Genomic DNA, 23,397 nt, shown 5'->3' with positions numbered 1-23,397 from the left:
CACCCCCCGGCGGCGGCCCGGCGCGGGCCGCCCTCAGCGAAGAAAGGACACCCCATGGCGCTTGCGACCACCCCCTTTCATCCCGGAGAGCACAGCGCCCAGACCCGCGCCGGTGTGACGGGCCTTGCCGCGCGCGTGGCGGGCTTCATACGCCCGTTCATGCCGGCGCAGCATCGCAGCTTCTTTGCGGATCTGCCCTTTCTCGTGCTCGCCGGTGACGATGGGGCCGGACGCCATTGGGTGACCCTGCTCGACGGTCCCGATGGCTTCATAGGCTCGCCGGATCCCGCAACGCTGACCGTCGATGCCCGCCCGGACCCGCAGGATCCGCTGGCCGAACGCATCGCGCAGGGCGGGGAGGTCGGTCTTCTGGGGATCGAGCTGGCCACACGGCGGCGCAACCGCCTGAGCGGGGTGGCGCGCCGCCGCGGGGCGGGATTTGCCATCGACGTGCGGCAGAGCTTCGGCAATTGCCCGCAATATATCTCTGAGCGGATCTGGCACCGGGTCGCGCCGCGCGCGGCCTCCCCGGCCCGCGCCAGCTCGGACCTGAGCCCCGAACAGATCGCCCGGATCCGCGCTGCGGATACGCTCTTTATCGGCACGGGGCAGAGCCGCGCGGGCACGCACCCGTCCAACGGGTTCGACGCCTCCCACCGCGGCGGCGCGCCGGGCTTCGTGCAGGTGATCGGCGACCGGCATCTGCGGATCCCGGACTATGCGGGTAACAATTTCTTCAACACCATCGGCAATCTGCTCGAAAACCCCGCCATCGGTCTGGTCTTCGTGGATTTCGACACCGGCGGCCTGTTGCATCTGTCCGGACGCGCCAGCATCGACTGGGACGCGCGCGACAGCGGCGATCCGAACGCGCTGCGCATGATCGATATCCATGTCGAGGCCGTACTGGAGCGGCCCGCTGCCCTGTCCTTGCGGTGGCAGGCCGATGTCGCGGATCTGCGGGAGCTGGTCGTGATCGACAAACAGCAGGAGGCCGAGGACATCACCTCCTTCCAGCTGGCCGCCCCCGATGGCGCGCCCCTTCCCGGCTTTCGGGCCGGGCAGTACCTGCCGATCGAGCTGGACATCCCCGGACAGCGCGGCCCGGTCCGGCGGACCTATTCGCTTTCCGGCGCGCCGGGAACCGGGACCTACCGTCTGAGCATCAAGCGCGAGGCGCAGGGCCTCGCCTCCCGGCATCTGCATGATGTGACGCGGATCGGGGACCGGTTGCGGGCGCGCAGTCCAGCGGGCGGGTTTTTACTGCCAGACGGGTCCGGCCCGGTGGTTCTGGTCAGCGCCGGGATCGGGCTGACGCCGATGCTTTCCATGCTTCACGAGTTGGCCGCGCAGAGCCCGCAGCGGCCTGTCTGGTTCCTCCATGGCGCGCGGGACGGGGCCCATCACGCCCATGGCGCAGAGCTCAGGACTCTCGCCCGCACCCATGGGGCGGCGCAGATGCAAACCCATTTCAGCCGCCCACGGGCCGGGGACCAGCGGGGGCGCGACTATGACATCGCGGGGCGGATCACCGCACAGACCCTTGGCGATCTCGCGCTGGGGCCGGAGGCGCAGTACATGCTCTGCGGGCCGACGGGCTTTGTCGCAGACCTGCGTCACGGGCTGGAGGTTGCTGGCGTTCCCCTGACGCATATCCACACGGAAAGCTTCGGCCCGGCGAGCTGACCCGCCGCCCCGCGCCGGACACGCGCGGGCGGATCAGGCGCACCGCCCTTACGCAATCACTCGCCCTAAGGGCCGGGCACCGGCGCGCCCTCCGCCAGCAGCCCCTTGGCGCGCAGGCTGTCCCAGAACGCGGCGGGGATGGGGGTCTCGACCCAGTCGAGGATCTGCCGCAGCTCGGCCACGTCACGGGGCCCGGGGATGACCGAGGTGACAAGGGGATGGCCCAGCGGGAACTGCAGCGCCGCCGCCGCGAGAGGGATGCCAAACGCGTCTGCCTCCTCAGACAGCTTGCGCGCCTTCGCGATGATCTCGGGGGGCGCCTTGGCGTAGTTCCAGGTGTCGCGCCCGGCGAGAATGCCAGAATTGAACGGCCCGCCGCAGATGATCGTCGTCCCCGCCGCCGCGCAGGCCGGAAAGAGCGCGTTCAACGCGGTCTGTTCCAGCAAGGTGTAGCGGCCCGCCAACAGGAAAACATCCCACGACCCGATCTGCAGCGCGTCCATGCAGGCAGCGTTTTCGTTCACCCCGATCCCGATGGCCGTGACCGCGCCCGAGGCGCGCAGAGTGTCGAGCGCGCGATACCCGCCCCGGGTCAGATCCTCCAGATGGCGGGCATTCTCGGCGCCATGGGTCATGGTGCCGATGTCATGGACCAGCAGGATGTCGATGCGGTCGAGGCCCAGACGCTGCAGGTTGTCCTCGAAGGCTCGCATGATGCCGTCATAGCTGTAATCATAGGTCACGTGGAAAGGCAGCGGATCGACCATCCCGAACGCCATCGGATCCGCAACGCCGCCGGATTTCAAAAGCCGCCCGACCTTGTCCGACAGCACGTAATCGGTGCCGCGCAGGACATCGCCCATCACCCGCTCCGATCGTCCGAACCCATACCAGGGCGCGGTATCAAAGTACCGCATCCCCGCCGCCCGGGCGGTTTGGACCAGGGCCTTGGCGTCATCATCCGTCAGGTCCACGAAGTTCCCGCCAAGCGGCGCGCCGCCCAGCCCCAGCGTATCGATCCGAAGGCCCGTTTGCCCGACTTCCCGCGTTTCCATGTCCCTGTCCTCCCAGATCCTGACATGCGCCCAGCCTATACGCCCGGAGCCGGGCCCGTATATGGCGAGAGATGGCAAAACGGGACGCTATGAGGCGCAGTCCGGGCGGCGGGGCCCCTGCCCTGTCGTGCGGGGCAGCCAATCGCCTGCCCCCTTCGGCGTTGCGGGCAAAGGGCGGGCAACCTACACAGGTGCCATGGCCCGGATCCTGATCGTCTATCACTCCCGCACGGGCGGCAGTCGGCAGATGGCCGAGGCTGCCGAACAGGGCGCGCGCGCCGAAATCGCCACCGCCCTGATCCCGGCGGCGGAGGCCGGGCCCGAGGACCTGCTGAGGGCGGACGGGTACATCTTCTGCGCGCCCGAGAACCTCGCCGCGCTGTCGGGGGTGATGAAGGATTTCTTTGACCGCTGCTATTACCCGGTGCTGGGTCAGATCGAGGGCCGGCCCTATGCGCAGATGATCTGTGCCGGATCCGACGGCGCGGGCGCAGCGCGCCAGACCGCGCGCATCGCCCAGGGCTGGCGGCTGCGGCAGGTGCAGGAGCCGCTGATCATCTGCACCCATGCCCAGACGCCCGAGGCCATCCTCGCCGCCAAGACCATCCCCGAAACAGACCTGTCGCGGTGCCGCGACCTTGGGGCCGCCCTCGGGGCCGGGCTCAGCATGGGGGTCTTCTGACTGGCCTGACGGGTGTGGTCGACGCCGGTGCCCCGCCGCCGGAAGTTTGGCGGCTTGCTTATGCGCTCAGCCTTTCGCCGTATCCTCCGCGTTCAGATTGAGATGTGCGACGCCGCTATTGCCCAGCTCCACCGCGGCGAAGGGCCCGCCATGGTGGGTATTGGCCGGGTCATGGGGGTCGAGCGGGCCGTCCTGCGCATAAATCGCCTCGGCGAACTGTTCGGCATTGTCCTTGGGTCGGTAGCCCAGATGCTGGGCCTTGGCATTGTCCACCGGGGCGCGGTCATTGTTGGAGACCCCATAGACGATGCTGAACCCGGTGATCGGCGTCGAGATCGCCCGTTCCACCAGATGGACGAGGTCGTCATAGCTCAGCCAGCTGCCCACCGCCCGGCTGTTGGAGACCTGTGCGCAGGACAGGATCCGCATGCAGACCGCCTCGAGCCCGCGCTTGTCCCAGTAGAGCGAGGCGAGATCCTCGGCAAAGCATTTGGCGAGGCCGTAGAACGTGTCGGGCTTGTGGGGGGCATCGATGCCGATGAAATCGGTTTTCCTGTGCATGCCCACCGCATGGATCGAGGACGCATAGACCACCCGGCGCAGCTTGTTGCGCGCGGCGGCCTCCCAGACCGTGTAGGCGCCGTAGAAATTCGGCCCCCAGAGCACCTCCATCGGGGCCTCGTCCCCCACAGCGCCGAAATGGATGACCATGTCCGCCCCCTCCAGCAGCGCGACCATGGCGTCGAGATCGGTGATATCCGCCTGCACATAGGTCTCGTTCGGGGCGAGATCCGACACGCTCTCGGCCAGATCGGAGGAGACGAACTCCTCGCAGAGCTGTGCGAGCGGCCCGCGCAGATAGGAGCCGAGACGCCCGGCAGCACCGGTGAGCACGAGTTTCTTCATGGGCGAAATCCTTTCAGGTCAGCGACAGCCCGCGCGATACGATCCAGCGCGGTCTCCAGCACCGCGTCGGAGGCGGCTGTCGAAATGCGGAAAAACGGTGACAGGTCATAGGCGCTGCCGGGCACGGCGGCGACCCCGGCTGCGCGCAGCAGATAGGCGGTGACATCCGCGTCGGAGGCCAGCGTCTCGCCCTCCGGCGATCTGGTCCCGATCAGGGCCGCGCAACCGATCAGCGCGTAGAAGGCCCCGCCCGGCGGGTCCAGCGTCAGGCCGGGGATGTCTGCAATACGGGCCACAACCAGATCACGCCGCCGGGCGAAGGCCGCGCAAAAGGCGCGCACGCACTCTTGCGGCCCGGTCAGCGCAGCGGCCGCCGCTGCCTGTGCGATCGAACAGGCCCCGGAAGAGATCTGGCTCTGGACCTTGGTCATGGCCGCGATCAGTGCCTCCGGTCCCGCGCCATAGCCGATGCGCCAGCCGGTCATGGCATAGGCCTTGGAGACCCCGTTCACCGTCAGGGTCCGGTCCCTGAGATCCGGGCACAGGGCCGCGAAAGACCGAAAGACGCGCCCGTCAAAGAGGATATGTTCATAGATCTCGTCCGACAGGATGAGGACCCGCGGATGCGCCCGCAACACAGCGCCAAGGGCGGTGATCTCATCCTCGGAATAGACCGCACCGGACGGATTGCCCGGCTGGTTGAACAGCAGCCAGCGGGTCTTGGCGGTGATGGCCCCGGCGAGCTGCGCCGGGGTCAGACGAAACCCGGCCTCTGCCGGGCACGGGATCGGCACCGGCCTGCCCCCGAGGAGCAGAACGATATCCTTGTATTGCCCGAAATAGGGCGCACAGAGCAGGACCTCATCCCCCGGCTCCAGCGTGGCCATGAGCGCGTTGAACAGAACCTGCTTCGCACCGTTCGAGACGATCACCTCCTCCGGCGTGTAGCTCAGGCCGTTCTCGCGCGCGAGCTTGCCGACCACGGCCTGCCGCATGGCGTGGGTGCCTTGGGTCGGCGGGTATTTCGTCTCGCCCGCCAGTGCTGCCTGATGGGCGGCGGCCTTGATGTGGTCCGGCGTGTCGAAATCCGGCTCGCCGAGACCGAGATCGATGATGTTCTGCCCCCGGGCGCGGGCCTCGCGCGCGGCCTGGCTGACCCAGGCCGAGGCCGAGGGATTCACTGCCGCAAGGCGCGCGGCCGCGAAACTCATTCCAGGGCGCCCTTGGTCTGGGCCAGAGCCGCATCCGCCGCCCGGGCCAGCAGGCCCGTATCGGTCGCGATGGCGACAAAGGTGAAGCCCTCGTTCAAAAGTTCGGCGGCAAAGGCCGGGTCCATGACCAGCGTGCCCACGGGCATGCCTCGGGCGATCAGCTTCTGCGCGGCGGGTTTGATCAGGGCCCAGACCTCCGGATCCATGGGTCGGCCCAGCTTGCCGATATCCGCCGCGATGTCCGCGGGCCCGAAGAAGATGCCGGAGACACCGTCCACCGCCGCGATCTCTTCGGCGCGGGCAAGGGCGGCACGGGTTTCAAGCTGCAGCAGGATGGTGGTCTCGTCTTCGATGCGGGTCGCATAGTCCGGGATCCGGCCAAAGGCCGTGGCTCGCGTCGCCCCCGAGACACCGCGCATGCCCCGCGGCGGGTAGCGCGTGGCGGCAACGGCGCGCTCGGCCTCCGCCACGGTCTGGACCATCGGAAAGAGCAGCCCCGGCGCCCCGAGATCGAGCAGGCGCTTGACCGCCACGGGATCATTCCATTCGACGCGCACCAGCGGGGTTGTGCGGCTGGCCGCGAACACCTGCAACTGGCTCAGCACGCTGAAATAGTCGTTGGCGCTATGCTCCATATCGATCAGCGCCCAGTCATACCCTGCGGTCGCGACGACCTCGGCGGCGAGATTGCTGCACAGGCTGATCCAAAGGCCGATCTGCGCCTCCCCCGCTGCAATCGCGCGGGTGAAGCGGTTGGCGGGAAGCTCCATCAGATCACCGCCGTCTCGATGATCGGGCGACCTGCCGGGATGCGCTCGAAGTGGAACGGCGTCATGTCGAGCGCGCGGTAGCCGCCATAGGTGAGCCATTCCGCCGTGCCACGCCCCATGGCCGGGGATTGCTGCAACCCGTGACCGGAGAAGCCGTTGAGGAAGATGAAATTCGCAAGCTCCGTATGGGGCCCCATGATGGCGTTGTGATCGAAGGTGTTCATGGCGTAGTGGCCCGCCCATTCGCTTTGGACCTTGATCGCCTCGAATTGCGGAATGCGGGTGGCGAGCACGGGCCAGACATGGCTTTCCCACAGGCTGTGATCCATTGTGTGGTCGTCATACGCCACCGCCGGATCGATCTCGGCATGTCCGCCGCACTGGTAGGTCCCGCCGCCATTCTCGCGGACATGCACGCCCGAGGGGTCGATGGTCAGGGGCAGGTCGCGATCCAGAGGCTGCTCGGCCTTGAACACCCAGGAATAGCGCTTACGCGGCTCGACCGGCACATCGATCCCCGCCATGCGGGCGGTGCGCGCGGCCCGCGGGCCGGAGGCATTGACCACCTGCCCGCAGGCGATCACCTCGCCCGAGGCGAGCGTGACGCTCTCGACCCGGGTGCCTGCCGCGTTGCGGGTGATGGCGACCACCTCGTTCTGGATCCATTCGACCCCGCGCTCGCGGCTCTGACGCCGCCACCAGTCATTGACCGCAGCCCCATCCCAATAGCCCTCATCCACGAGGTTGATCGAGCCGAGCACCACGTCCTCGACATTGTAGAACGGATAGGCGGCGCGGATCTCGTCCGGCGTCATCAGCTGCGTTGCGGCCCCGGCAGCCTGCTGAACCTTCAGGCTGCTGCGCAGGACATCGGCAAAGGCCTCGGTATCGGCGAGATACATGTATCCGAAGGACCGGATGCCGAGCTCGGGCACGCGCGTGTCTCCGCCCATATAGGTCCTGATATTCTTGACGAAATCGGCGGCAAACTGGCTGATCCGCACATTCAGCTCGGTCGAGAATTGCTGGCGCATGCAGGAATTCGTGTGGGTGGTCGAGCAGGTCTCGTAGGTCATGTCGCGCTCGACCACCAGGACAGAGCCGTCGAAATCGGCATTGTCCGACAGGAACCACGCGGTGGAGGCGCCCATGATCGCCCCCCCGATGATGACCACGTCATAGCTCTTTTGCGCAGGGCTTTGCTGTGCCGGGGTTTGGGTGCTCACAGGGGTTCTCCCTTCGCGACGGCCTGATGAATTGCAGCGATCTCTTCGGCGGAGAGGCCATAGTCCTCCGCTGCGATCCTGTCGGAAATATAACCTCGTGCGAGGTCGCGTTTGACCTGATCCACGGGCCGTTCGGACGGGTCGCCATAGCCGGCGCCCCCCGGGAAGGCCATGACGACGCGCGCGCCATGGGGGACGAATTGCTTGCCCTTCACTTGCATGCTGGCGCCATCGCTGCGCGCGATGGTGGTGCGCGCACCGTCCTGCCCACCACGGCGGCCCCGGGCCGGGTGCTGGCCACGGTCGAACATCGCCTGGATGTCGAATTCATGCCCCTCCTGCGCGCCGACTTCCATGTATTGCCCGAGCCCGCCCCGGGTCCTGCCTGCGCCGCCGCTATCGGGGCGCAACTCCTTGCGCCAGATGATGACCGGGCCTGCATGCTCGGTGGCCTCGATGGGCATGGTCATCACCCCCGAGGGAAAGGCGGTGGCGTTCATCCCGTCATGGGCCGGGCGCGCGCCCGATCCGCCGGAATTGAAGGTCAGAACCTCGGACCGGCGCGCATCGGGCGGGGCGGGCGCATCCGAGCGCGGCCGCAGGCTGACCTGGAAATTGCACAGGCAGCCCGCCCCCTCGGCAGGGACCAGACCCGGCACGATCTTGTCGAAGGCATCATAGACCGCGTCGGGTACGAAATGGCCGACGATATGCCGCAAGGCCACCGGCGCGGGATGGAGCGCATGCACGATGGAGTTTTCGGGCGCGGTCACCTCGAACGGCGCCAGAGAGGCGGCATTGTTCGGGATCTCGGGCGCGATGGCCACCTTGAGCGCGTAGCAGGCATAGGCCTTGGTATAGACCAGCGGGCAGTTGATCCCCTTGCGGTCCAGCCCAGAGGTGCCGGTGAAATCGGTGATGATCCGGTCCGGCTCGACGCGGACCGTGACCTTCAGCGTGATCGGGGTGTCAAAGCCGTCCATGGTCATCTCGCCGCTGGCCGATTTCTGCGGCAGGGCCGCGATCGCCTCCAGCGTGGCGCGGCGGGAATTGTCGAGGATGAAGGTCGCGATCCCGTTAAGGTCGTCGAGCGCGAATTCCTCCATCATGTCGATCAGGCGGCGATGGCCGATCTCGTTGCAGGTCACCAGCGCATAGATATCGCCGATCAGCTGATCGGGCTCGCGGACATTGCCGCGAATGATGCGGACAAGGGTCTCATCGACCTTGCCGCGCTCCGCGAACTTCATGATCGGGATATAGAGCCCTTCCTCGTAGACGCTTTGCGCATCCGCGCCGAAACCGCGCCCGCCGATATCCACGATATGCGCCGTGCAGGCGAAGAAGCCGACCAATACGCCCTTGTGGAAGGAGGGGGTGACCATGGTGATGTCATGCAGGTGACCGGTCCCCTCCCAGGGATCATTGGTGATGTAGACATCGCCCTCGAACATGTTCTGCCGCCCGATCCGGCGGATGAAATGGGCGACCGCATCCGCCATGGCATTGACATGCCCCGGTGTCCCTGTGACCGCTTGGGCCAGCATGTTGCCCTGCGGATCATACACCCCCGCCGAGAGATCGCCCGCCTCGCGGACCGACGTGGAGAACGCGGTGCGTATCAAGGCCTGCGCCTGTTCCTCGACCACCGAGATCAGGCGGTTCCACATGACCTGATAGGCGACCCTGGAGTGCTCTTTCGTCATTGGACAGCTCCCTTGGTCACAAGATCGATGCAGCCATCGGGCTGGCGGATGGCCTCCCGGCTGGCCGGTATGATGATGGTGGTCTCCGCCTCGGTGATTGCCGCGGGCCCCGGGGCGCGCTGGCCCGTTTCCATGGCGCTGCGGTCGATCACCTGCGCCTCGAGATAGCGCGCGGAGGCCGCGTCAAAGAGGCTCCGGGATCCGACCACAGGCGCCAGCCCATTACCCGCCGCCGCCGCGATGGGGGCCACCGTCTCGGGGGGCGTGGTGGCGTTCACGGACCAGACCGTGATCTCGATATCCATCCCGGCGACCGGGCGGCCAAAGAGCTTGGCATAGTCCTCTTCAAACCGGGCCTCGAAGGTCGCGGCCTCCGGGGCCATGGCCTGCGCCTCGGTCAGCGTGATCGGGATTTCCCAGCCCTGCCCCGCGTAGCGCATATAGACCTTGAACGCGCAGTGGATCGGGCTGACCGCGTCGCAGGTGCGGACAAACCCGGTGGATTCGGTTTTCAGATCAAGGAGCAACTGCTTGATCCGGCCCGGATCGAAATCGCTGAGCCGCATATAGACGGAGCGGTTGGCCTCAAAACTGAAAGGCGCGCGCAGAAACCCGATGGCCGAGCCCACGCCCGCGCCGGGCGGGACCAGAAGGCGCGTCACCCCGAGCTTTTCGCAGAGCCGTCCGGCATGCAGCGGGGCCGCGCCACCAAAGGCGATCATCGTATACTCGGACAGATCCTCGCCATTCTCCACCGCATGGACCCGGGCGGCATTGGCCATGTTCTCGTCCACAACCTCGGCCACGCCGAAGGCCGCCTCGACCGGGTCCATATCCAGATTGTCGCCCACATGGTCCGCCAGCGCCGAGCGAGAGCTTTGGGGGTGCAGGGCAATCGAGCCGCCCGCGAAATTGTCCGGATCGAGCTTGCCAAGGACCAGATCCGCATCCGTGACCCCGGGCCGCGTCCCACCGCGCCCATAGCAGGCCGGACCGGGCTCGGACCCCGCGCTTTCAGGGCCCACCCGGATCTGGCGCATCCCGTCCACATGGGCAAGGCTGCCGCCCCCGGCACCGATCTCGACCATATCGATGACGGGGATCGAGATTGGCATGCCAGAGCCCTTCTTGAACCGATAGGTGCGCGCGACCTCGAAGACGCGGCTGGTCTTGGGGGTCTGATCCTTGATCAGGCAGATCTTGGCCGTGGTGCCGCCCATATCGAAGCTCAGCACCTTGTCGAGCCCGTAGCGCGCCGCAATATGCGCTGCGAAGACCGCGCCACCGGCCGGGCCGCTCTCGACCAGCCGCACCGGGAACTCGGCCGCGTTCTGGAGCGAGATGATGCCGCCGCCCGAATGCATGAGGAAGATCCGGCACTGTACGCCTTCGCCGCGCATACGGTCTTCGAGCCGACCGAGATAGGAGGCCATGAGCGGCTTGATATAGGCGTTGGCCACCACCGTGTTGAACCGCTCGTACTCGCGCATCTGCGGGGATACTTCGGATGAGATCGAGATCGCGACCTCTGGCAGGCGTTCGGCCAGCACCTCGCGCACCAGCAGCTCATGGGTCGGGTTGAGGTAGGAATGGATCAGCCCCACGGCGACCGAGGTGAAGCCCGCCTCGGCGATCTTGTCCACCACGGCCTCGACATCCCGGCGGTCCAGATCCACGAGGATCTGCCCCTTGGCATCCACACGTCCCGGCACGGTGAACCGCATCTGACGCGGCAAGAGCGGCTCCGGCAGGGTAAGGTTCAGGTCATATTGCTCGAACCGGCTTTCGGTTCGCATCTCGATCACATCGCGAAACCCCTCGGTGGTGATCAGCGCGGTCTTCGCCCCGCGCCGCTCGATCAGGGCATTGGTCGCCAGCGTGGTGCCATGGATGATCTGCTCGATCTGGGATGGCGTGATCCCCGCCTTGGCACAGACCTGATGCATTCCGTCGATGATCGCATCTTCGGGCGCGGCATAGGTGGTCAGAACCTTGACCGAGACGGGCACGCCCGCCTTTTCCAGCACCACATCGGTGAAGGTGCCCCCGATATCGACGCCCAGCCTGATCGATTGATCCTTCATCCGTGTTTCCGCCTGCACCCGTCTTGCATGGGAAGAAGGGACCGGAAGAGAGCAGAAATCAAATCAATTGATTTTCTCCACCTGATAAATTTTCCCTATCCTTGGACGGTCGGCGGGCGGAGGGACGCCGCCAGATCACAGGCCTTTTCCACGAAACGCGGCGCGCGGTCGGCGTTGAACCGGGCAAAGAAGGCCAGCGGCGGCGCCGTCCAGTCGGCCGCAAGGGCCCGGAGGCGACCGCTTTCCACGTCCTCCGCCACCAGCGCCTCCGGCAGAAGTGCCACGCCCATCCCCTCGCGGACCAGCGGCAGGCAGGCCGAGAGCGAGCTGGAATGCACGATCTTGCTCGGATCATAGCCGTGCTGGGTTGCCAGCGTATGCAAGGCGCGCCCCGCCGTGGTTTGCCGGGCATGGGTGATGACCGCGCTGTCGAAGAACCGGGCGACCGAACGCCCCTCGGCCAGCGAGGCCGCAAGGTCCGGTGCCGCGACCCAGAGATAGGCCTCCTGCGCGAGCACCCGCTCCCCCGTTGCCTGAAAGGCGAAGGGTCCGTTCTGCAGCGCGAGGTCAAGCTGCCCCTCGCGCAAGCGCTCTTCGATCTGGTCCGAGAGATCCACCTGCAGCTCGACCCGCAGGCTCGGATAGGCCTGCCGCAGCAGGCGCAGATAGGGCTGAAGCCAGGTGCAGGCGACAAGCTCGGTCACCCCGAGCCGCAGCCGCTCCTCGATCAGCGCCTGCTGGCCCGCCGCTTCGAGCAAGGCTTCGCCCGCGCGCAGCACATCCCGCGTGCGCTCCAGCAATTCGGCCCCCCGGGCGGTCAGCCGCACGGACCCTGCATCCCGATAGAGCAGCGTGACACCCAGGGCCCCTTCCAGCGCCGCGATCCTAGAGGAGATGTTGGGCTGGGTCGTGCCCAGCGCCATGGCAGCGGCCCGGAAGGTGCCCGTATCGACCACGAAGGCGAAGGCCTCCAACTGCTTTAGGGTGATCTGACTCTTTATCATGCGGATCAGGATGATCAGATTTACTGATCATGCAACGGGATCCTGCGCGAAAGCGCGCGCGACGGCCCGAGGCGATGCCATCGCAACAGAGGTGGTTGCCCGCCCCTGCCCCACGGCGCGTGGGCGTGTCGCCCGGCGCGCCGATCAAGACCGGACGGGTGGGACCTTAGGCGCGCCCGCGTGGGATGGCGTGCTCGGGATCATAGAGGCAGGGCGCGACCACGGTGGCACCGGTTTTCTGCCCGATCAACAGAACGGAGAGCTCTGTTCCAATCCCCGCCTGCGCCGGATCCACATAGGCCATGACGAGGTTCTGCCGGACCCGGTATCCCCAGGCGGCGGAGGTGATCGTACCCACCGGCTTGTCCCCGTCAAAGACCGTCTCGCCCGCATGGGCCGGGGTGGTCGTGCTGTCCAGCGCGAGCAACACCCGATTGCGCCGGTTGCCCAGCGCGATCTGACGCTCCAGCCCGGCCTTGCCGGGAAATGACTTGGACAGATCCACGAACCGCTCCAGCCCGGCCTCGATCGGGTTGAACTCGGTGATGAAGTCGCCTTTCCAATGGCCGTAACCCTTTTCCATGCGCATGGATTCGATGGCGTACATGCCGAAATGTGCGAGCCCATGGGCCTCGCCCGCGCGGGTGAGGGCCAGATAGGCCGCGTGCAACTGGATATTGGGAATATGGACCTCGAAGGCCTGCTCCCCCGAGAAACTGACGGCCATGACCATCGCCTCCACATGACCAACGAAACAGGATCGGGCGGTCATCCATGGGAAATCGGCCTGGGCAAAGCTGGTGCGCGGACAGGCAGCGTCCATCAGGGCGCGCGCCTGGGGGCCCGCGATGATCAGAACCGTATGGGTGTTGGTCAGGCTGGTGATCCGAATGTCGGAGCCCGAGGGCAGACGCTCGGTCAGCCAATCCATGTCATGGTCTTCAGCGGCTGCCGCCGAGCAATACCAGAGCCTGTCCTCGCTGAACTTCACAACGGTCGCCTCGGCGTCGATATTGCCGTTGCAACTGAGGAAATAGCACAGGCCCACGCGCCCCGGGCTCTTGGGGAGTTTAGAGCAGGTCAGGCTGTCGAGCCAGGCCGCCGCGCGTGGCCCTGTGATCTCGAACCGGTTGAACCCGGACAGCTCGGCGAGGCCGACACGGGTTTGCACCGCCGCGACCTCGGCGGCCACGACATCGTGCCAGTTGCAGAAATGATAGCTGTGCTCTTCGACAAAGTCGGAGCTCGGCTTGTAAAAGCTCGTCCGCTCCCACCCGTTGACCACGCCAAAGGCCGCGCCTTGCGCCTGCAGGACCGGATAGAGCGGCGTGGTTTTTGCCGGGCGACCGGCGGGGCGGTGCTCATGGGGCAGGTGCCACTGAAACTCCATCTGGTAGTCCTCGATGGATTTGAGCGCGGTGTATTCGGTATTGGCGAAGCTGGTGATCCGGCGCGGGTCCAGTTGCCAGCTGTCCCATTCGGTCTCGCCATGCACCATCATCTGCGCCAGCATCTTACCATAGCCGCCCCCCTCGCCGATCCCGACGCGGATACCGTTCATGGACCACAGGTTGCGGCGCCCGGGCTGCTTTCCCACCAGCGGTCCGGCATCGGCGGCATAGGCGATCGGGCCGTTCACGACTGATTTGATGCCCACCTCCTGCAGGCAGGGGAGCCGTTCGAAGATCGGCTCCATCTTGGGCAGCAGGCGGTCCAGATCATCCGGGCAGAGCGCGTTGACGAAATCCGGATCGATGCCGTCCATCCCGAAGGTCTTGCAGTCCTCTTCGTAGATGCCGACCAGCAGCCCCTTCTTTTCCTGCCGCATGTAGAAGGTGTCGCGCGGGCAGCGGACCATGGGAACGCGGGTGTCGCGCGCCAGCAGATCGGGGATATCCTCGGTGACGAAATACATATGCTCGAGGCTGATCACCGGATAGGTGATATCCAGCATTTCACCGACCTCGTTGGCCCGGTAGCCGGCGGCGATCACGACATGCTCGGCCTCGACATTTCCCCGATCCGTATGCACGACCCATTCGTGATTGGGCTTCTGGATCAGCCCCGTAACAGGACAGTTGCGCGTGATCTCGGCCCCGGCCTTCCGGGCCCGCCGCGCGAGGGCCTGGCACAGCTGCGCCGGGTCGATATCCCCGTCCAGATCGTCCCAGAGAGCCCCCAGCAATCCATCCTGGTTGATCAGAGGATTCCGCCGCACTGCCTCGGCCGGATCCAGCAGGTCAAACTCGATCCCCAGCCCCTTGGCCACCGAGATGATATGATGGGACGCGTCCATATTGTCCTGATCCGTGATCAGCCGCATCCCCCCGGTGCGGTGGTGGTAGTTGATCGGGTAATCGGGATCCTCGGCCAGCTCCTTGTAGAGCCCGATCGTGTATTTCCGCAAAAGCAGCAGAAGTTGGTTGAAGGCCAGTTGCGGGCATTGCGCTGCGGAATGCCATGTGGTGCCCGAGGTCAGCTCGTTCCGCTCCAACAGCATGACATCTGTCCAGCCCTCCAGCGTCAGATGATAGAGGGCGGACAGACCGCTCACACCACCGCCGACAATGACCACTTTTGCTGAACTGCGCATGGGGGACTCTTTCCTGCTGACAAATCCAGGCGAGTATCCACGCAATCACGTCTTTCATGAAACACAATGATTGGAATACTATATTCGGAAAATCAGAATTCAGGATCCCCAATGCCCGCCGATGTCAGCCTCAAGGCGCTCCGCTATTTCATGACCGCCATCCGTGTCGGCAGCATCACCGAAGCGGCGCGGGTGGTGAATGTGGTCCCCTCGGCGGTGCATACGGCGATCAATCAGGTCGAGGCGGCGTTCGGGCTGCAGCTGACCATTCGAAGCCGGGCGACGGGCATTTCCCTGACCGCCACAGGCCAGCAGATGGAGGCGAAGATCCAGAGCCTGCTGGACGAGTATGAGAGCCTGATGCGGGATGGCAGCGACATGCGTTCGCAGCTGACCGGCACTTTGCGCGTGGGCTACTACGCCCCGGCGGCCCCCGCCTTCATGCCCAGGATCCTTGGTCAGATGATGTCCGACAATGAGGGCGTCACCGTGAAATTCTTTGAATGCGACACCCAGAGCGCGCAGGACGGGCTGCTGTCCGGGATCTATGACGTGATCGTCTGCGTCGCCAATGCGATGAAGCCCGGGATCACCTATGAGACGCTGCTGGAGGTTCCGGCCTATGTGCTGCTGCCCGTGGATCACGGGCTCGCCGCGCGGCGCAGCCTGTCATTGGCGGATCTCGCGGATCAGAGCCTCGTGCTGCTGGATCTGCCGGTGATCAGCGAATACTACGCCACCCAGTTCGATCAGGCGGGGGTGGCGCCACGGGTCGTCGCAACCGCCACCTCGCTGGAGATGGTGCGCAGTCTTGTGGGCGACGGGATCGGCTGCTCGGTGCTGCATATGGTGACCGAAACCAACATCACCTATGCGGGCGACCGGGTCACCGCCATTCCGCTGCAGCCGGCGATCGAGCCCTTCAAGATCGTGCTGGGCCATCTTCCGGACAACCCGCGCCGCCTGGTCAGGATGTTCGTGGACGAGCTGCGGGGCTTTTTCAGCGTCGAGGATGCCGCCCGGCTCCGGATCTCACCGCGCGACTAGCGCGGCGCGTTCCGTCGCGGACTGCGCCCCGCCGCAGGGTCCGCTACTCCCCCATGGGGGCGACGGCCCGCTGGTAGAGATGCCAGGTGGTGTGCCCCAGGATCGGCAAGGTGAAGATCAGGCCGAGAAACGCCGGAACCAGCGACAGCAGCATGGTGACCGAGATGATCGCCGCCCAGGAGAGCATCACCACCGGGTTCTCCGTCACAACGCGTATGGAGGTGAGCATGCCCGAGATGAAGTCGATCTCTCGCTCCAGCAGCAGCGGCATGGCGACCACGGTGACGGTGAACAGGACAGCCGACAGAAACGCCCCGACACAGGTTCCGATGGCGAGGAAGGTCCAGCCTTGCGAGGTGAAGAACACGATGTGCAGGAAGCCGTCGAAATCCGAAAAGGAGGAATCCTGCAGGATGATCGCCAGCCACAGCCGCACCTGGTACATCCAAACCCAGAAGATGAAGAGCGTGACAAAGGCCATCCAGCCCATCTCGCGTTTGCGCTGCCGCGCCATGACCGTCAGGATCTCGGACCAGCCGAACCCCTCATCCCGCTGCATCCGGCGGGACATCTCATAGAGGCCCGCCGCAGCAAAGGGTGCCACCAGCGGAAAGCCGATCACGGCGGGGATGATCATCCAGATCTTGCCCAGCCAGACCAAGCACCAGACCAGCAGGATCCCGAACACCGCATAGAAGAGGCCGAAAAACCCGCTCATGACCGGGCGCGCGAGAAAGTCCGCGAAACCGGCCTTGAGGGACGCCTTGATGTCCTCTGCCGTCAGGGTGTTGACCTCGGGCAACCCCTGCCCCTGCGGTGTGATCGGGGCCGATGGCGTCGTTCCGGTGGTTTTGGATGTCATGGCACACTCCTCCCAAAGCATGGCACCGCGCGGCGTTGTTCGACAAAGCCCCTGCGGGAGACCGGACATCCCTGCCTCATGGTCGAGTGTGCATAGGGACGGGCCTCAGGGCAAGTGCGGCCTGCGCCCGACGCGGTGACCGGCTGCCATGGGCGCATCATGGGGTGGGCGCCCGCCTCGCTGCGCAAGGCGGGGCGCTATGCTTGGCCAGAGGCCTCCGCCCCGCCGGTCGCGCCCTGGACCCGCTGCGCCAGCATCCGCACCGCCGCATCGAAGAGTGACGCATCCTCCTGCGCCCGCGCGGCGAGATGGGCCCCTTCGAGAAGCGGCAAGGTCGCGGCGGCCTCAAGCTCGGGGTCCTTGACCCCGGCAATCGTCCCGTCCTGCTGGCCCCGCGCAAAGACATCCGCGATCCAGCCCAGCATCATCTGACGGAACTGCTGGAGCTGCCCCACCACCTCGGTCGGCAGGCTGTCGCGGCTGGTCGAGAAAGAAACACAGAGACAGAGACGTCTGCCCTCATCCAGCGCGCGCCGGTAGAGGTCGATCAGCGCGGTCAGGCGTGCGCCCCCGGTCTCGTGGGTCGCGTCGATCCCGGCGCAGGCGGTTTCGAGCTCCGCGTGGTACCGCGCCATCAAGGCGACGGCCAGGGCGGCCTTGCTCGGGAAATGGTGGTGAATGCTCGCCTTGCGGATACCCACATCTGCGGCGAGATCCGCATAGCTGAACCCGTCGAAGCCGCGCGCCCGCGCCGCACGTTCGGCAGAGACCAACAGGGCGGTTTTCGTGTCAGTGCGCATGGGCGCGGCTTCCGGATGTGGCGTCCAGCTTGCCGAAGGCGATCTCTGCCGCTTCGAGCGCGCCCTCGAGATAGCCCCCGAATTGCGGCGCCATCTCAGTGCCAGCGAACTGCAGCCTGCCCTGCCAAAGGCCGTCCAGGGCGCCGGGCGGGCCATAGCTCGGATGCGCATGGAGCGGCGCGTGATCCGCCTGCGTGGCCGTGAGCGGATCAAACGCCCAGTCCTTGACGAGCAGCTCTCGCGGCGTGGCCGCTTGCGCGCCGAACAACCGCTCCAGCTGCGCCAGCAGATGGGCGCGCAGAGCCGGTGCGTCGCGGCGCGCCTGGGGCGGCACACCGATGAACCCGAACAGCGCATAGGGACCGCCACGGTCCGGGGAGGCGTCGTGGATCTCGACCATCGGTCCCCGGCGGCTCATGGCGTCGCCGGACAGTCCCTGATCGCGCCAGAAGGGCCTGTCATAGACCGCCACCGCCTTGGCCTGCCCCGCCATCCAAGTGGGCACGCCGCGCAGGGCCGCGTGCGCGTCCTCCGGCAGCGCGGGGGCATAGCGGATCCCCGCCGCTACACGGGGCGGCAGCGCGACCACCGCCTGAGCCGCGCTCAGGGTCTGCGCCGCGGACAGGGTCGCAACGATGCCCTCCGGCGTCTGGTCCAGCGCGGCAACCTGCGCCGACAGGCGCTTGCGCCCCGTCGGCAGGCGGCTGGCAAGCGCATCCGTCACCTCGCCGAGCCCGCCCTTGAGCCGCCAGGACCCTTCCATGGAGGCAAAGCCGCGCCCCCGTTGCACGCGTCCCTGTTCATCCTCGAAGGTCAGGATCCCGTCAGAGACCTGATCGAACCTCTCCAAGCCCAACCGGTCGATCAGCGCGGCGATGCGCGGCTGTCCCGGCCAGAACCAGGCGGGACCCATGTCGAACGCCCCTGCCCCGACATGCTCGGTCAGAATGCGCCCGCCGAACCGATCACGGGCCTCCACCAGCAGGTAATCCCGGCCCTCGGCCTCCATCCGTTCGGCCAAGGCAAGACCGGAGAGCCCGCCGCCGATAATCAGGGTGGTCATCGACTAGAACACCTCGCTTGCGGGACGCAGATCCAACTCATGCGTCCATGTGGATCTGGGTTGACCGGCCAGCTGCCAATAGGCCTCGGCAATATCGGCGGGCTGCATCATCTTGCCCGGCTGCAGGCCATGCCGGTCGCGGGATCTCGCGGTGTCGATGATGCCATCGAGGATCACGTGGCAGACATGCACACCAGCGGTCTGATACTCGCGCGCCAGAGACTGGGTGAGCCCCCGGAGCGCAAATTTGCCAATGGCAAAGGCCGAGAAGCGCGCCCCACCCCGGAGCGAGGCCGTGGCCCCGGAAACGAGGAACGCCCCGCCCCCGGTCTGCGCCATGGACGGCAGCGTGGCCTGAGCCAGCACGATGGCCGTTTGCACCATGGAGCTCCAGCAGCGTTGGTGATCTTCCAGCGTGGTGTCGGCGAAGGGTGCGATCACAAGCTCCGCCGTATTGTGCACCACGACCGCAGGCGGACCGTGCTCGGCCATCAGTTCTGCGTTCACCGGCGCGACGGCTGTCGGATCGGCGAGGTCGAGCGCGTGGAACGCCCCGTTGGTCTGATCCGGCCGCGTGCGTCCGAGACCAACCGGGGTGAGCCCGCCGGCGGCGAAGCGCGCCAACAGCGCCTGACCCAATCCCGGCCCCGCCCCGGCAACAAGCGCCAGTCGGTTCTGCGCCACCATCAGACAGCCGGCGGCTTGGCGTAGCGTAAATGGCCGGTTTTCATCCAGACCTTTGCGCCCTCCGGTCCTGCCTCGGCGACCAGAGGCTGCCGCTCGGGCAGGCGCAGCCAGCCGCCTTTGCCGAGCACATCCCCGCCCTCGGTCAGGCTGCCCGCGATCACCAGCAGTTCGAGGCCGCCCTCCGCCGCATCGCGCAAGGTCGCGCCCGGATCGAGATGGCTATAGCTGACAATTTCCCGCGGATCCTCGTGGAGAATGGCACGCGCAACGCCATCCACCGGTGCCGCAAGCTCATCCGCCATGGATTTCCGAAACTGAGTGCGATCGGCCATGTCGAACTGCCAGAGCTTGACGAAAATCGTGCACCCCGCATCGGACCCGGGCGTATGGGCGCTGGTCGGTGGGTTGCGCACGTAGGTGCCTTCGGGAAAATCGCCATGCTCATCCTGAAACACGCCACCCAGCACGATGAATTCCTCGCCACCCGTATGGGTGTGGGCGGAAAACTTGCTGTTCGGCGCGTAACGCACGATGGTCGTGGCCCGCGCAACCTCGCCGCCGATACGGTCCAGCATGCGCCGGTCGACGCCCGGCATCGGCGAGGCCGCCCAGTCCAGCTGATCGGAGTGGATGACCACGCGCTGCGTAAAATCTGCGTTCAATTCCATGGCCCTGACCTTTCGAGATGGCGTTTCATCTGTCTGCGTCGCCCTGCCCCGGTACGCGGTTGTCTTGCCTGCGCTGCGCAGGGCGTCGAAACGGCGTCGGTGGCATCAGCGATGCTGGCGAGCGGCCGAACCCCATGCGGATCCGCCACAGCATGTGCGCCCCGGATTTCGATTCCAGTTGTTTCTCCACCCCAATGAAGCCTACCTACCACTAGGTAGAGATTCGGTGCAACTTTGTTTCGAAGCATCTGGCAAGGGCTCACAGGCAAGTGAGCCGCGGCTCGGCAGCGGGGCAGTCGGATTGTCCCTGTCATCTGCCCCGTCGGCACATGCGGGGTGTCACGACATGCCGGACTGGCGTTTGGAGCGCGCCGCACAGTCCCCGCAGGTCGATGAGCCTTCGGGGCGGCGACGCGCCGCCAATTTTTCAGCCCGCCGGACATGATTTTGACCACTGCCCGGCAGGGCATCGCGCAACACTGTCTCAAGAGGGGCGATGTTAGCGACGCTTGTCGTGCTGCGCGGTGGTCTTCACGCTGCGTCCTGTCGGGGATACACGCGCGCATCCCTCAGTCTTCGAGGTCATCAAAACCCTCGGGGAACCTTCATCGCGCTCACGTGGCGAGCGGCGAGTTGAGCTCTTCGTTGTTCTGGCGAGAAAACAGGTTCGCATTTCAGCTCTTCGGCAAGCTGATCAAACGTCAAGACTTGGCTGCCAGGCGCGTTTGGTGCCTTCGGGTCTTCTCCCGGGCCGTGCGGGATGCCTTGCCAGCGCATGAAAACAAAAGCTGTGGAGGCGCCAGCTGGGTCCAGCCAGTTTTCAAATCCGGGGTCTTCCGCGCTGATCACGAAGCGGTACTTGCCATCCTCGCTTTGATACGCCTGTTTCGTCGTGAGGCTCGTTTGCCGGCGGCGGAAATCGAGGGCGTTGAACCAGAGATCGCCGAGTTGGATGCCCTGATACCGCGCGTCGGATTCCTCCACCGTGATGAGGATTGCCGTGTCAGGGCGCATCCGGAAATGACCAGCGGAGTTGAACTGCCCCGGCAAGCCTTGCCCGGTCTTGCGCGGTGCACTGATGTGATTGGCAGGCAGATTGACCCTGAGTTGCTCGACGAATTTTATCCAACCTGTCGTTGAGCCGGTGAGATAGCGCGCCGCCCGTTCGTATTGCAGGTCCACCAGCTCAGGGGTCGGAAGTGGGTTTCTTTTGCCCACGGTGTCAACGCGTTCGATCCGCCACGTGCCGCCCGTCTCTGTGTCCCAGTCCATCAGGCTTTCTCTGATCAGGACGCTGTTCGCGCGAAGCTCTCCCTTGGTGTTGCAAAGCCAGTTTTCCCCGCGCTTGAGGTCACAGGGCTGGGTGTCACTGATGAGGAGGGTGAATTCGCCGTTCCGTTTGACCGACAAGGCACTCAGGTCCAGTTCGCTGACCGGGATCGGGCTCGTAAGGTTTGGGTCAAAGCCCGGTTCACCTGCGCCCACTTGGATCTGCAGGTCAGCGCTGGTTCCCCGTTTGCCGGAGATCACGTAGCTCCCGGGCGTTTCGATACTGGCCAGGAAATAGAGGTTGTCCGGGTTCACCAAGCCAAACTGGTTGTGCTTATCAAGCCGGGCAAACTCGGGGAAACAGGGGTCATGCAGGACAAATCCCTGATCCAGCGCGGCGGCGATCTGGTGCTTGAGCTGTCGTTCGGCGGCGGCTTGCTCCAAGTCCGGATTGGCACTGTACTGAAGCCACGGTGCCAGCGACATGGTCTGCCTTGCCTGTTCGATGGCGCGTGCAAACCGTTGCGAGCCAACTGTCCTGGAAAGGGCCTGTGGCCATGCTCTCGGTGCGTTTTCCGTGCGGGATTGGTCCGGAGTGAACAGCGCAACCGGGTCGCCGAACCCGTCGCCACCCTCGATCAATGCATTCGATGTCTTTGCCATGTCTTTTGCCTTTATGCGTTGGTGTTTGCGGATCGACCAGCAGGCCGGATCGCTCAAAGGTCGTGCGAGTGCCGCGAACGGTTCAAAAACTTCGGCTTTGGACGCCCTCACTTGCCCAGGGACGATTACGTGCACGCCAAGCCTTGCTCCGGATCATTTTGAGCGTCTCATCTGCGGACCCTTCCGGCCTTTCATCGCGTGGCTCCGGCTGCGACGGCGGCGCGCGCGATATCCGCCATGGGCGCAGATACTCGTCGCGGGGCGGACGAGATGTTTGCGGATCAAGGCCGCCCCGGATCATCGACTTTCGGCGCCATGATTGCAGTTTGTCTTGAAGCCGCTAGGCTTGGCACACCGGAGCATGTCGGGTCGAACGAGTGCTCATCCATCTCTTATCCTGCAGCAAGGGACGTGCTGACTGATGCCAAGACTGATTACCGAATTCGGGATTGGCACCTCCCTGCGGCGCGGTGACTATACGGAGGCCGTGAAACGCGGCATCAAGGACGCCCTGTGGCACAACTCCATCAACCTGGCGGAGCTTTTCGGGTTCGAGAAAACCGATATGCGGATCCGCGTCGATGTTGGGGTGCAGAACCCGGGCGCTGTGGAGATCGCAGAGCTCGAAAAGGTCTTTCCCTACGGCCAGACGGAGTTTCACGTCACCACGGGAGGGCTCGACATCCCGCGCCCCGAGGGCTCGGGCAATCCGACGATCATCGCCAATGTCGCCCTCTCGGTCAGCTTTGACATGGAGCCTGCGCAATGAGTGAACAGCGCTTCATCATTGAAATGGGCATGGGCAACGACCAGTACGGGCAAGACCATACGAAAGCGGCCGCGCGCGCGATTGAAGACGCCATCCGCCATTCTGCCCTGCCGATCTTCGAGGCCGTGGGCCTGTCTCACGACCAGATGCGGGTTCAGGTGACCGTCGGCGTTCAGGAGCCCGAGGCCGTGGACTGCGAGGCTTTGACAACGAAGCTCCCAAGGGGGCGGGTCACGGTTCGCGCCGTCAAGGGCGGGCTCAACGTCCCCAACCCCGAGACAGGCGGCCTGATCGTGATCGCAAGCGCGTCCGTGGAGGCCTTCTTGCCAAGACAGGACGGGTGGGTTCGACAAGGCGAGGCTGGCTAAGGGACGCCTTTTGAAACGCTCGACCCCACGCGTTTCCAGCGCGATCTAGCGCCGGACCCCTCCACCGTATTCAGCGGCGACAGGCGCATGGTCCCGGATCCCAGCCGCGATCCGATGGCCGCCGCGTTCGGCGCGCGGTTTTCAACACGAGCCCGCGTGCCATCGATCTTCACTCCACTCAGCCGCCTCTTTTCCACATGGGGTCCGATGGCCGCATAGGTGAGCATGCTGGCACTGCAGGCGAGAGACACCGTCGGTAGACGGGCATCCTCGCTGCG

General features: G+C 65.6%; 20 protein-coding genes. 5 read left to right on the top strand and 15 right to left on the bottom strand.

Annotation, left to right across the window (positions count from 1 at the left end):
• Nucleotides 1-54: 54 nt before the first annotated feature.
• On the top strand, nt 55-1,686 hold the full coding sequence (locus tag ACP15I_RS12725) for a pyridoxamine 5'-phosphate oxidase family protein (RefSeq protein WP_424975383.1): 1,632 nt from the start codon (nt 55-57) through the stop codon (nt 1,684-1,686).
• Between the two features lie 65 nt (nt 1,687-1,751).
• On the opposite strand, the gene ACP15I_RS12720 is transcribed toward ACP15I_RS12725, so the two are convergent.
• Nucleotides 1,752-2,741: an aldo/keto reductase gene (locus ACP15I_RS12720; RefSeq protein WP_424975382.1), complete on the bottom strand. Its 990-nt coding sequence runs from the start codon at nt 2,739-2,741 to the stop codon at nt 1,752-1,754.
• Nucleotides 2,742-2,937: 196 nt separating this feature from the next.
• Here ACP15I_RS12720 and ACP15I_RS12715 point away from each other — a divergent pair, with 196 nt between their 5' ends.
• Nucleotides 2,938-3,423, top strand: coding sequence for a flavodoxin family protein (locus ACP15I_RS12715; protein ID WP_424975381.1), 486 nt, complete (start codon nt 2,938-2,940; stop codon nt 3,421-3,423).
• A 66-nt stretch (nt 3,424-3,489) separates the two neighbouring features.
• Here the strand turns inward: ACP15I_RS12715 and ACP15I_RS12710 are convergent, their stop codons facing one another.
• The 8 genes from ACP15I_RS12710 to ACP15I_RS12675 form a co-directional block, all read right to left on the bottom strand.
• Nucleotides 3,490-4,329: an NAD-dependent epimerase/dehydratase family protein gene (locus tag ACP15I_RS12710; protein ID WP_424975380.1), complete on the bottom strand. Its 840-nt coding sequence runs from the start codon at nt 4,327-4,329 to the stop codon at nt 3,490-3,492.
• On the bottom strand, nt 4,326-5,540 hold the full coding sequence (locus tag ACP15I_RS12705) for a pyridoxal phosphate-dependent aminotransferase (RefSeq protein ID WP_424975379.1): 1,215 nt from the start codon (nt 5,538-5,540) through the stop codon (nt 4,326-4,328). The genes ACP15I_RS12710 and ACP15I_RS12705 overlap by 4 nt, the downstream gene beginning before the upstream one ends.
• Nucleotides 5,537-6,310, bottom strand: coding sequence for an HpcH/HpaI aldolase family protein (locus ACP15I_RS12700; RefSeq protein ID WP_424975378.1), 774 nt, complete (start codon nt 6,308-6,310; stop codon nt 5,537-5,539). Before ACP15I_RS12700 ends, ACP15I_RS12705 begins: the two co-directional genes overlap by 4 nt.
• Complete coding sequence (locus tag ACP15I_RS12695) at nt 6,310-7,536, bottom strand: NAD(P)/FAD-dependent oxidoreductase (RefSeq protein ID WP_424975377.1); 1,227 nt, start codon at nt 7,534-7,536, stop codon at nt 6,310-6,312. The genes ACP15I_RS12700 and ACP15I_RS12695 overlap by 1 nt, the downstream gene beginning before the upstream one ends.
• Nucleotides 7,533-9,242: a hydantoinase B/oxoprolinase family protein gene (locus tag ACP15I_RS12690; protein ID WP_424975376.1), complete on the bottom strand. Its 1,710-nt coding sequence runs from the start codon at nt 9,240-9,242 to the stop codon at nt 7,533-7,535. Before ACP15I_RS12690 ends, ACP15I_RS12695 begins: the two co-directional genes overlap by 4 nt.
• A complete protein-coding gene (locus ACP15I_RS12685; RefSeq protein WP_424975375.1) occupies nt 9,239-11,326 on the bottom strand; it encodes a hydantoinase/oxoprolinase family protein in 2,088 nt (695 codons plus the stop codon). Before ACP15I_RS12685 ends, ACP15I_RS12690 begins: the two co-directional genes overlap by 4 nt.
• A gap of 95 nt (nt 11,327-11,421) precedes the next feature.
• A complete protein-coding gene (locus ACP15I_RS12680; RefSeq protein WP_424975374.1) occupies nt 11,422-12,330 on the bottom strand; it encodes a LysR family transcriptional regulator in 909 nt (302 codons plus the stop codon).
• Between the two features lie 166 nt (nt 12,331-12,496).
• Complete coding sequence (locus tag ACP15I_RS12675; RefSeq protein ID WP_424975373.1) at nt 12,497-14,923, bottom strand: GcvT family protein; 2,427 nt, start codon at nt 14,921-14,923, stop codon at nt 12,497-12,499.
• 111 nt (nt 14,924-15,034) lie between these two features.
• Between ACP15I_RS12675 and ACP15I_RS12670 the strand changes: the two genes are divergently transcribed.
• Nucleotides 15,035-15,970, top strand: a complete 936-nt coding sequence (locus tag ACP15I_RS12670) for a LysR family transcriptional regulator (protein ID WP_424975372.1) — start codon at nt 15,035-15,037, stop codon at nt 15,968-15,970.
• A gap of 43 nt (nt 15,971-16,013) precedes the next feature.
• Here the strand turns inward: ACP15I_RS12670 and ACP15I_RS12665 are convergent, their stop codons facing one another.
• From ACP15I_RS12665 to ACP15I_RS12640, 6 genes are all read right to left on the bottom strand, one after another.
• Nucleotides 16,014-16,832 carry a DUF2189 domain-containing protein gene (locus ACP15I_RS12665; protein WP_424975371.1) on the bottom strand — a complete coding sequence of 273 codons (819 nt, stop codon included), beginning with the start codon at nt 16,830-16,832 and terminating at the stop codon, nt 16,014-16,016.
• Between the two features lie 197 nt (nt 16,833-17,029).
• On the bottom strand, nt 17,030-17,632 hold the full coding sequence (locus ACP15I_RS12660) for a TetR/AcrR family transcriptional regulator (protein ID WP_424975370.1): 603 nt from the start codon (nt 17,630-17,632) through the stop codon (nt 17,030-17,032).
• The gene (locus ACP15I_RS12655) at nt 17,622-18,695 is read right to left on the bottom strand and encodes a flavin monoamine oxidase family protein (protein ID WP_424975369.1); all 1,074 of its coding nucleotides are present in this window, start codon (nt 18,693-18,695) and stop codon (nt 17,622-17,624) included. Before ACP15I_RS12655 ends, ACP15I_RS12660 begins: the two co-directional genes overlap by 11 nt.
• A 3-nt stretch (nt 18,696-18,698) precedes the next feature.
• On the bottom strand, nt 18,699-19,382 hold the full coding sequence (locus tag ACP15I_RS12650) for an SDR family NAD(P)-dependent oxidoreductase (RefSeq protein WP_424975368.1): 684 nt from the start codon (nt 19,380-19,382) through the stop codon (nt 18,699-18,701).
• Entirely contained in the window at nt 19,382-20,050 is a 669-nt protein-coding gene (locus ACP15I_RS12645; protein WP_424975367.1) for a cupin domain-containing protein, read from the bottom strand. Before ACP15I_RS12645 ends, ACP15I_RS12650 begins: the two co-directional genes overlap by 1 nt.
• A 585-nt stretch (nt 20,051-20,635) precedes the next feature.
• The gene (locus ACP15I_RS12640; RefSeq protein WP_424975366.1) at nt 20,636-22,039 is read right to left on the bottom strand and encodes a hypothetical protein; all 1,404 of its coding nucleotides are present in this window, start codon (nt 22,037-22,039) and stop codon (nt 20,636-20,638) included.
• Nucleotides 22,040-22,403: 364 nt separating this feature from the next.
• On the opposite strand from ACP15I_RS12640, the gene ACP15I_RS12635 reads away from it, so the two are divergent.
• The gene (locus ACP15I_RS12635) at nt 22,404-22,751 is read left to right on the top strand and encodes a Lin0512 family protein (RefSeq protein ID WP_424975365.1); all 348 of its coding nucleotides are present in this window, start codon (nt 22,404-22,406) and stop codon (nt 22,749-22,751) included.
• Nucleotides 22,748-23,119, top strand: coding sequence for a Lin0512 family protein (locus ACP15I_RS12630; protein ID WP_424975364.1), 372 nt, complete (start codon nt 22,748-22,750; stop codon nt 23,117-23,119). Before ACP15I_RS12635 ends, ACP15I_RS12630 begins: the two co-directional genes overlap by 4 nt.
• The last annotated feature ends 278 nt before the right edge of the window (nt 23,120-23,397 follow it).

The sequence above is a fragment of the Dinoroseobacter sp. S124A genome (genome assembly GCF_049801015.1).
Classification (GTDB): Bacteria; Pseudomonadota; Alphaproteobacteria; order Rhodobacterales; family Rhodobacteraceae; genus Dinoroseobacter.
The sequence above is the reverse complement of the archived record's forward strand: the minus strand, read 5'-3'. Positions and strand labels throughout refer to the sequence as shown.

Excerpts from the sequence above, each read along its gene's own strand:
- ACP15I_RS12720 (WP_424975382.1), bottom strand. The coding sequence starts at position 2,741 with ATGGAAACGCGGGAAGTCGGGCAAACGGGCCTTCGGATCGATACGCTG.
- ACP15I_RS12655 (WP_424975369.1), bottom strand. The coding sequence starts at position 18,695 with ATGACCACCCTGATTATCGGCGGCGGGCTCTCCGGTCTTGCCTTGGCC.
- ACP15I_RS12660 (WP_424975370.1), bottom strand. The coding sequence starts at position 17,632 with ATGCGCACTGACACGAAAACCGCCCTGTTGGTCTCTGCCGAACGTGCG.
- ACP15I_RS12725 (WP_424975383.1), top strand. The coding sequence starts at position 55 with ATGGCGCTTGCGACCACCCCCTTTCATCCCGGAGAGCACAGCGCCCAG.
- ACP15I_RS12670 (WP_424975372.1), top strand. The coding sequence starts at position 15,035 with ATGCCCGCCGATGTCAGCCTCAAGGCGCTCCGCTATTTCATGACCGCC.
- ACP15I_RS12710 (WP_424975380.1), bottom strand. The coding sequence starts at position 4,329 with ATGAAGAAACTCGTGCTCACCGGTGCTGCCGGGCGTCTCGGCTCCTAT.
- ACP15I_RS12690 (WP_424975376.1), bottom strand. The coding sequence starts at position 9,242 with ATGACGAAAGAGCACTCCAGGGTCGCCTATCAGGTCATGTGGAACCGC.
- ACP15I_RS12715 (WP_424975381.1), top strand. The coding sequence starts at position 2,938 with ATGGCCCGGATCCTGATCGTCTATCACTCCCGCACGGGCGGCAGTCGG.
- ACP15I_RS12645 (WP_424975367.1), bottom strand. The coding sequence starts at position 20,050 with ATGGAATTGAACGCAGATTTTACGCAGCGCGTGGTCATCCACTCCGAT.
- ACP15I_RS12650 (WP_424975368.1), bottom strand. The coding sequence starts at position 19,382 with ATGGTGGCGCAGAACCGACTGGCGCTTGTTGCCGGGGCGGGGCCGGGA.
- ACP15I_RS12680 (WP_424975374.1), bottom strand. The coding sequence starts at position 12,330 with ATGATAAAGAGTCAGATCACCCTAAAGCAGTTGGAGGCCTTCGCCTTC.
- ACP15I_RS12635 (WP_424975365.1), top strand. The coding sequence starts at position 22,404 with ATGCCAAGACTGATTACCGAATTCGGGATTGGCACCTCCCTGCGGCGC.
- ACP15I_RS12685 (WP_424975375.1), bottom strand. The coding sequence starts at position 11,326 with ATGAAGGATCAATCGATCAGGCTGGGCGTCGATATCGGGGGCACCTTC.
- ACP15I_RS12665 (WP_424975371.1), bottom strand. The coding sequence starts at position 16,832 with ATGACATCCAAAACCACCGGAACGACGCCATCGGCCCCGATCACACCG.
- ACP15I_RS12675 (WP_424975373.1), bottom strand. The coding sequence starts at position 14,923 with ATGCGCAGTTCAGCAAAAGTGGTCATTGTCGGCGGTGGTGTGAGCGGT.
- ACP15I_RS12705 (WP_424975379.1), bottom strand. The coding sequence starts at position 5,540 with ATGAGTTTCGCGGCCGCGCGCCTTGCGGCAGTGAATCCCTCGGCCTCG.
- ACP15I_RS12700 (WP_424975378.1), bottom strand. The coding sequence starts at position 6,310 with ATGGAGCTTCCCGCCAACCGCTTCACCCGCGCGATTGCAGCGGGGGAG.
- ACP15I_RS12630 (WP_424975364.1), top strand. The coding sequence starts at position 22,748 with ATGAGTGAACAGCGCTTCATCATTGAAATGGGCATGGGCAACGACCAG.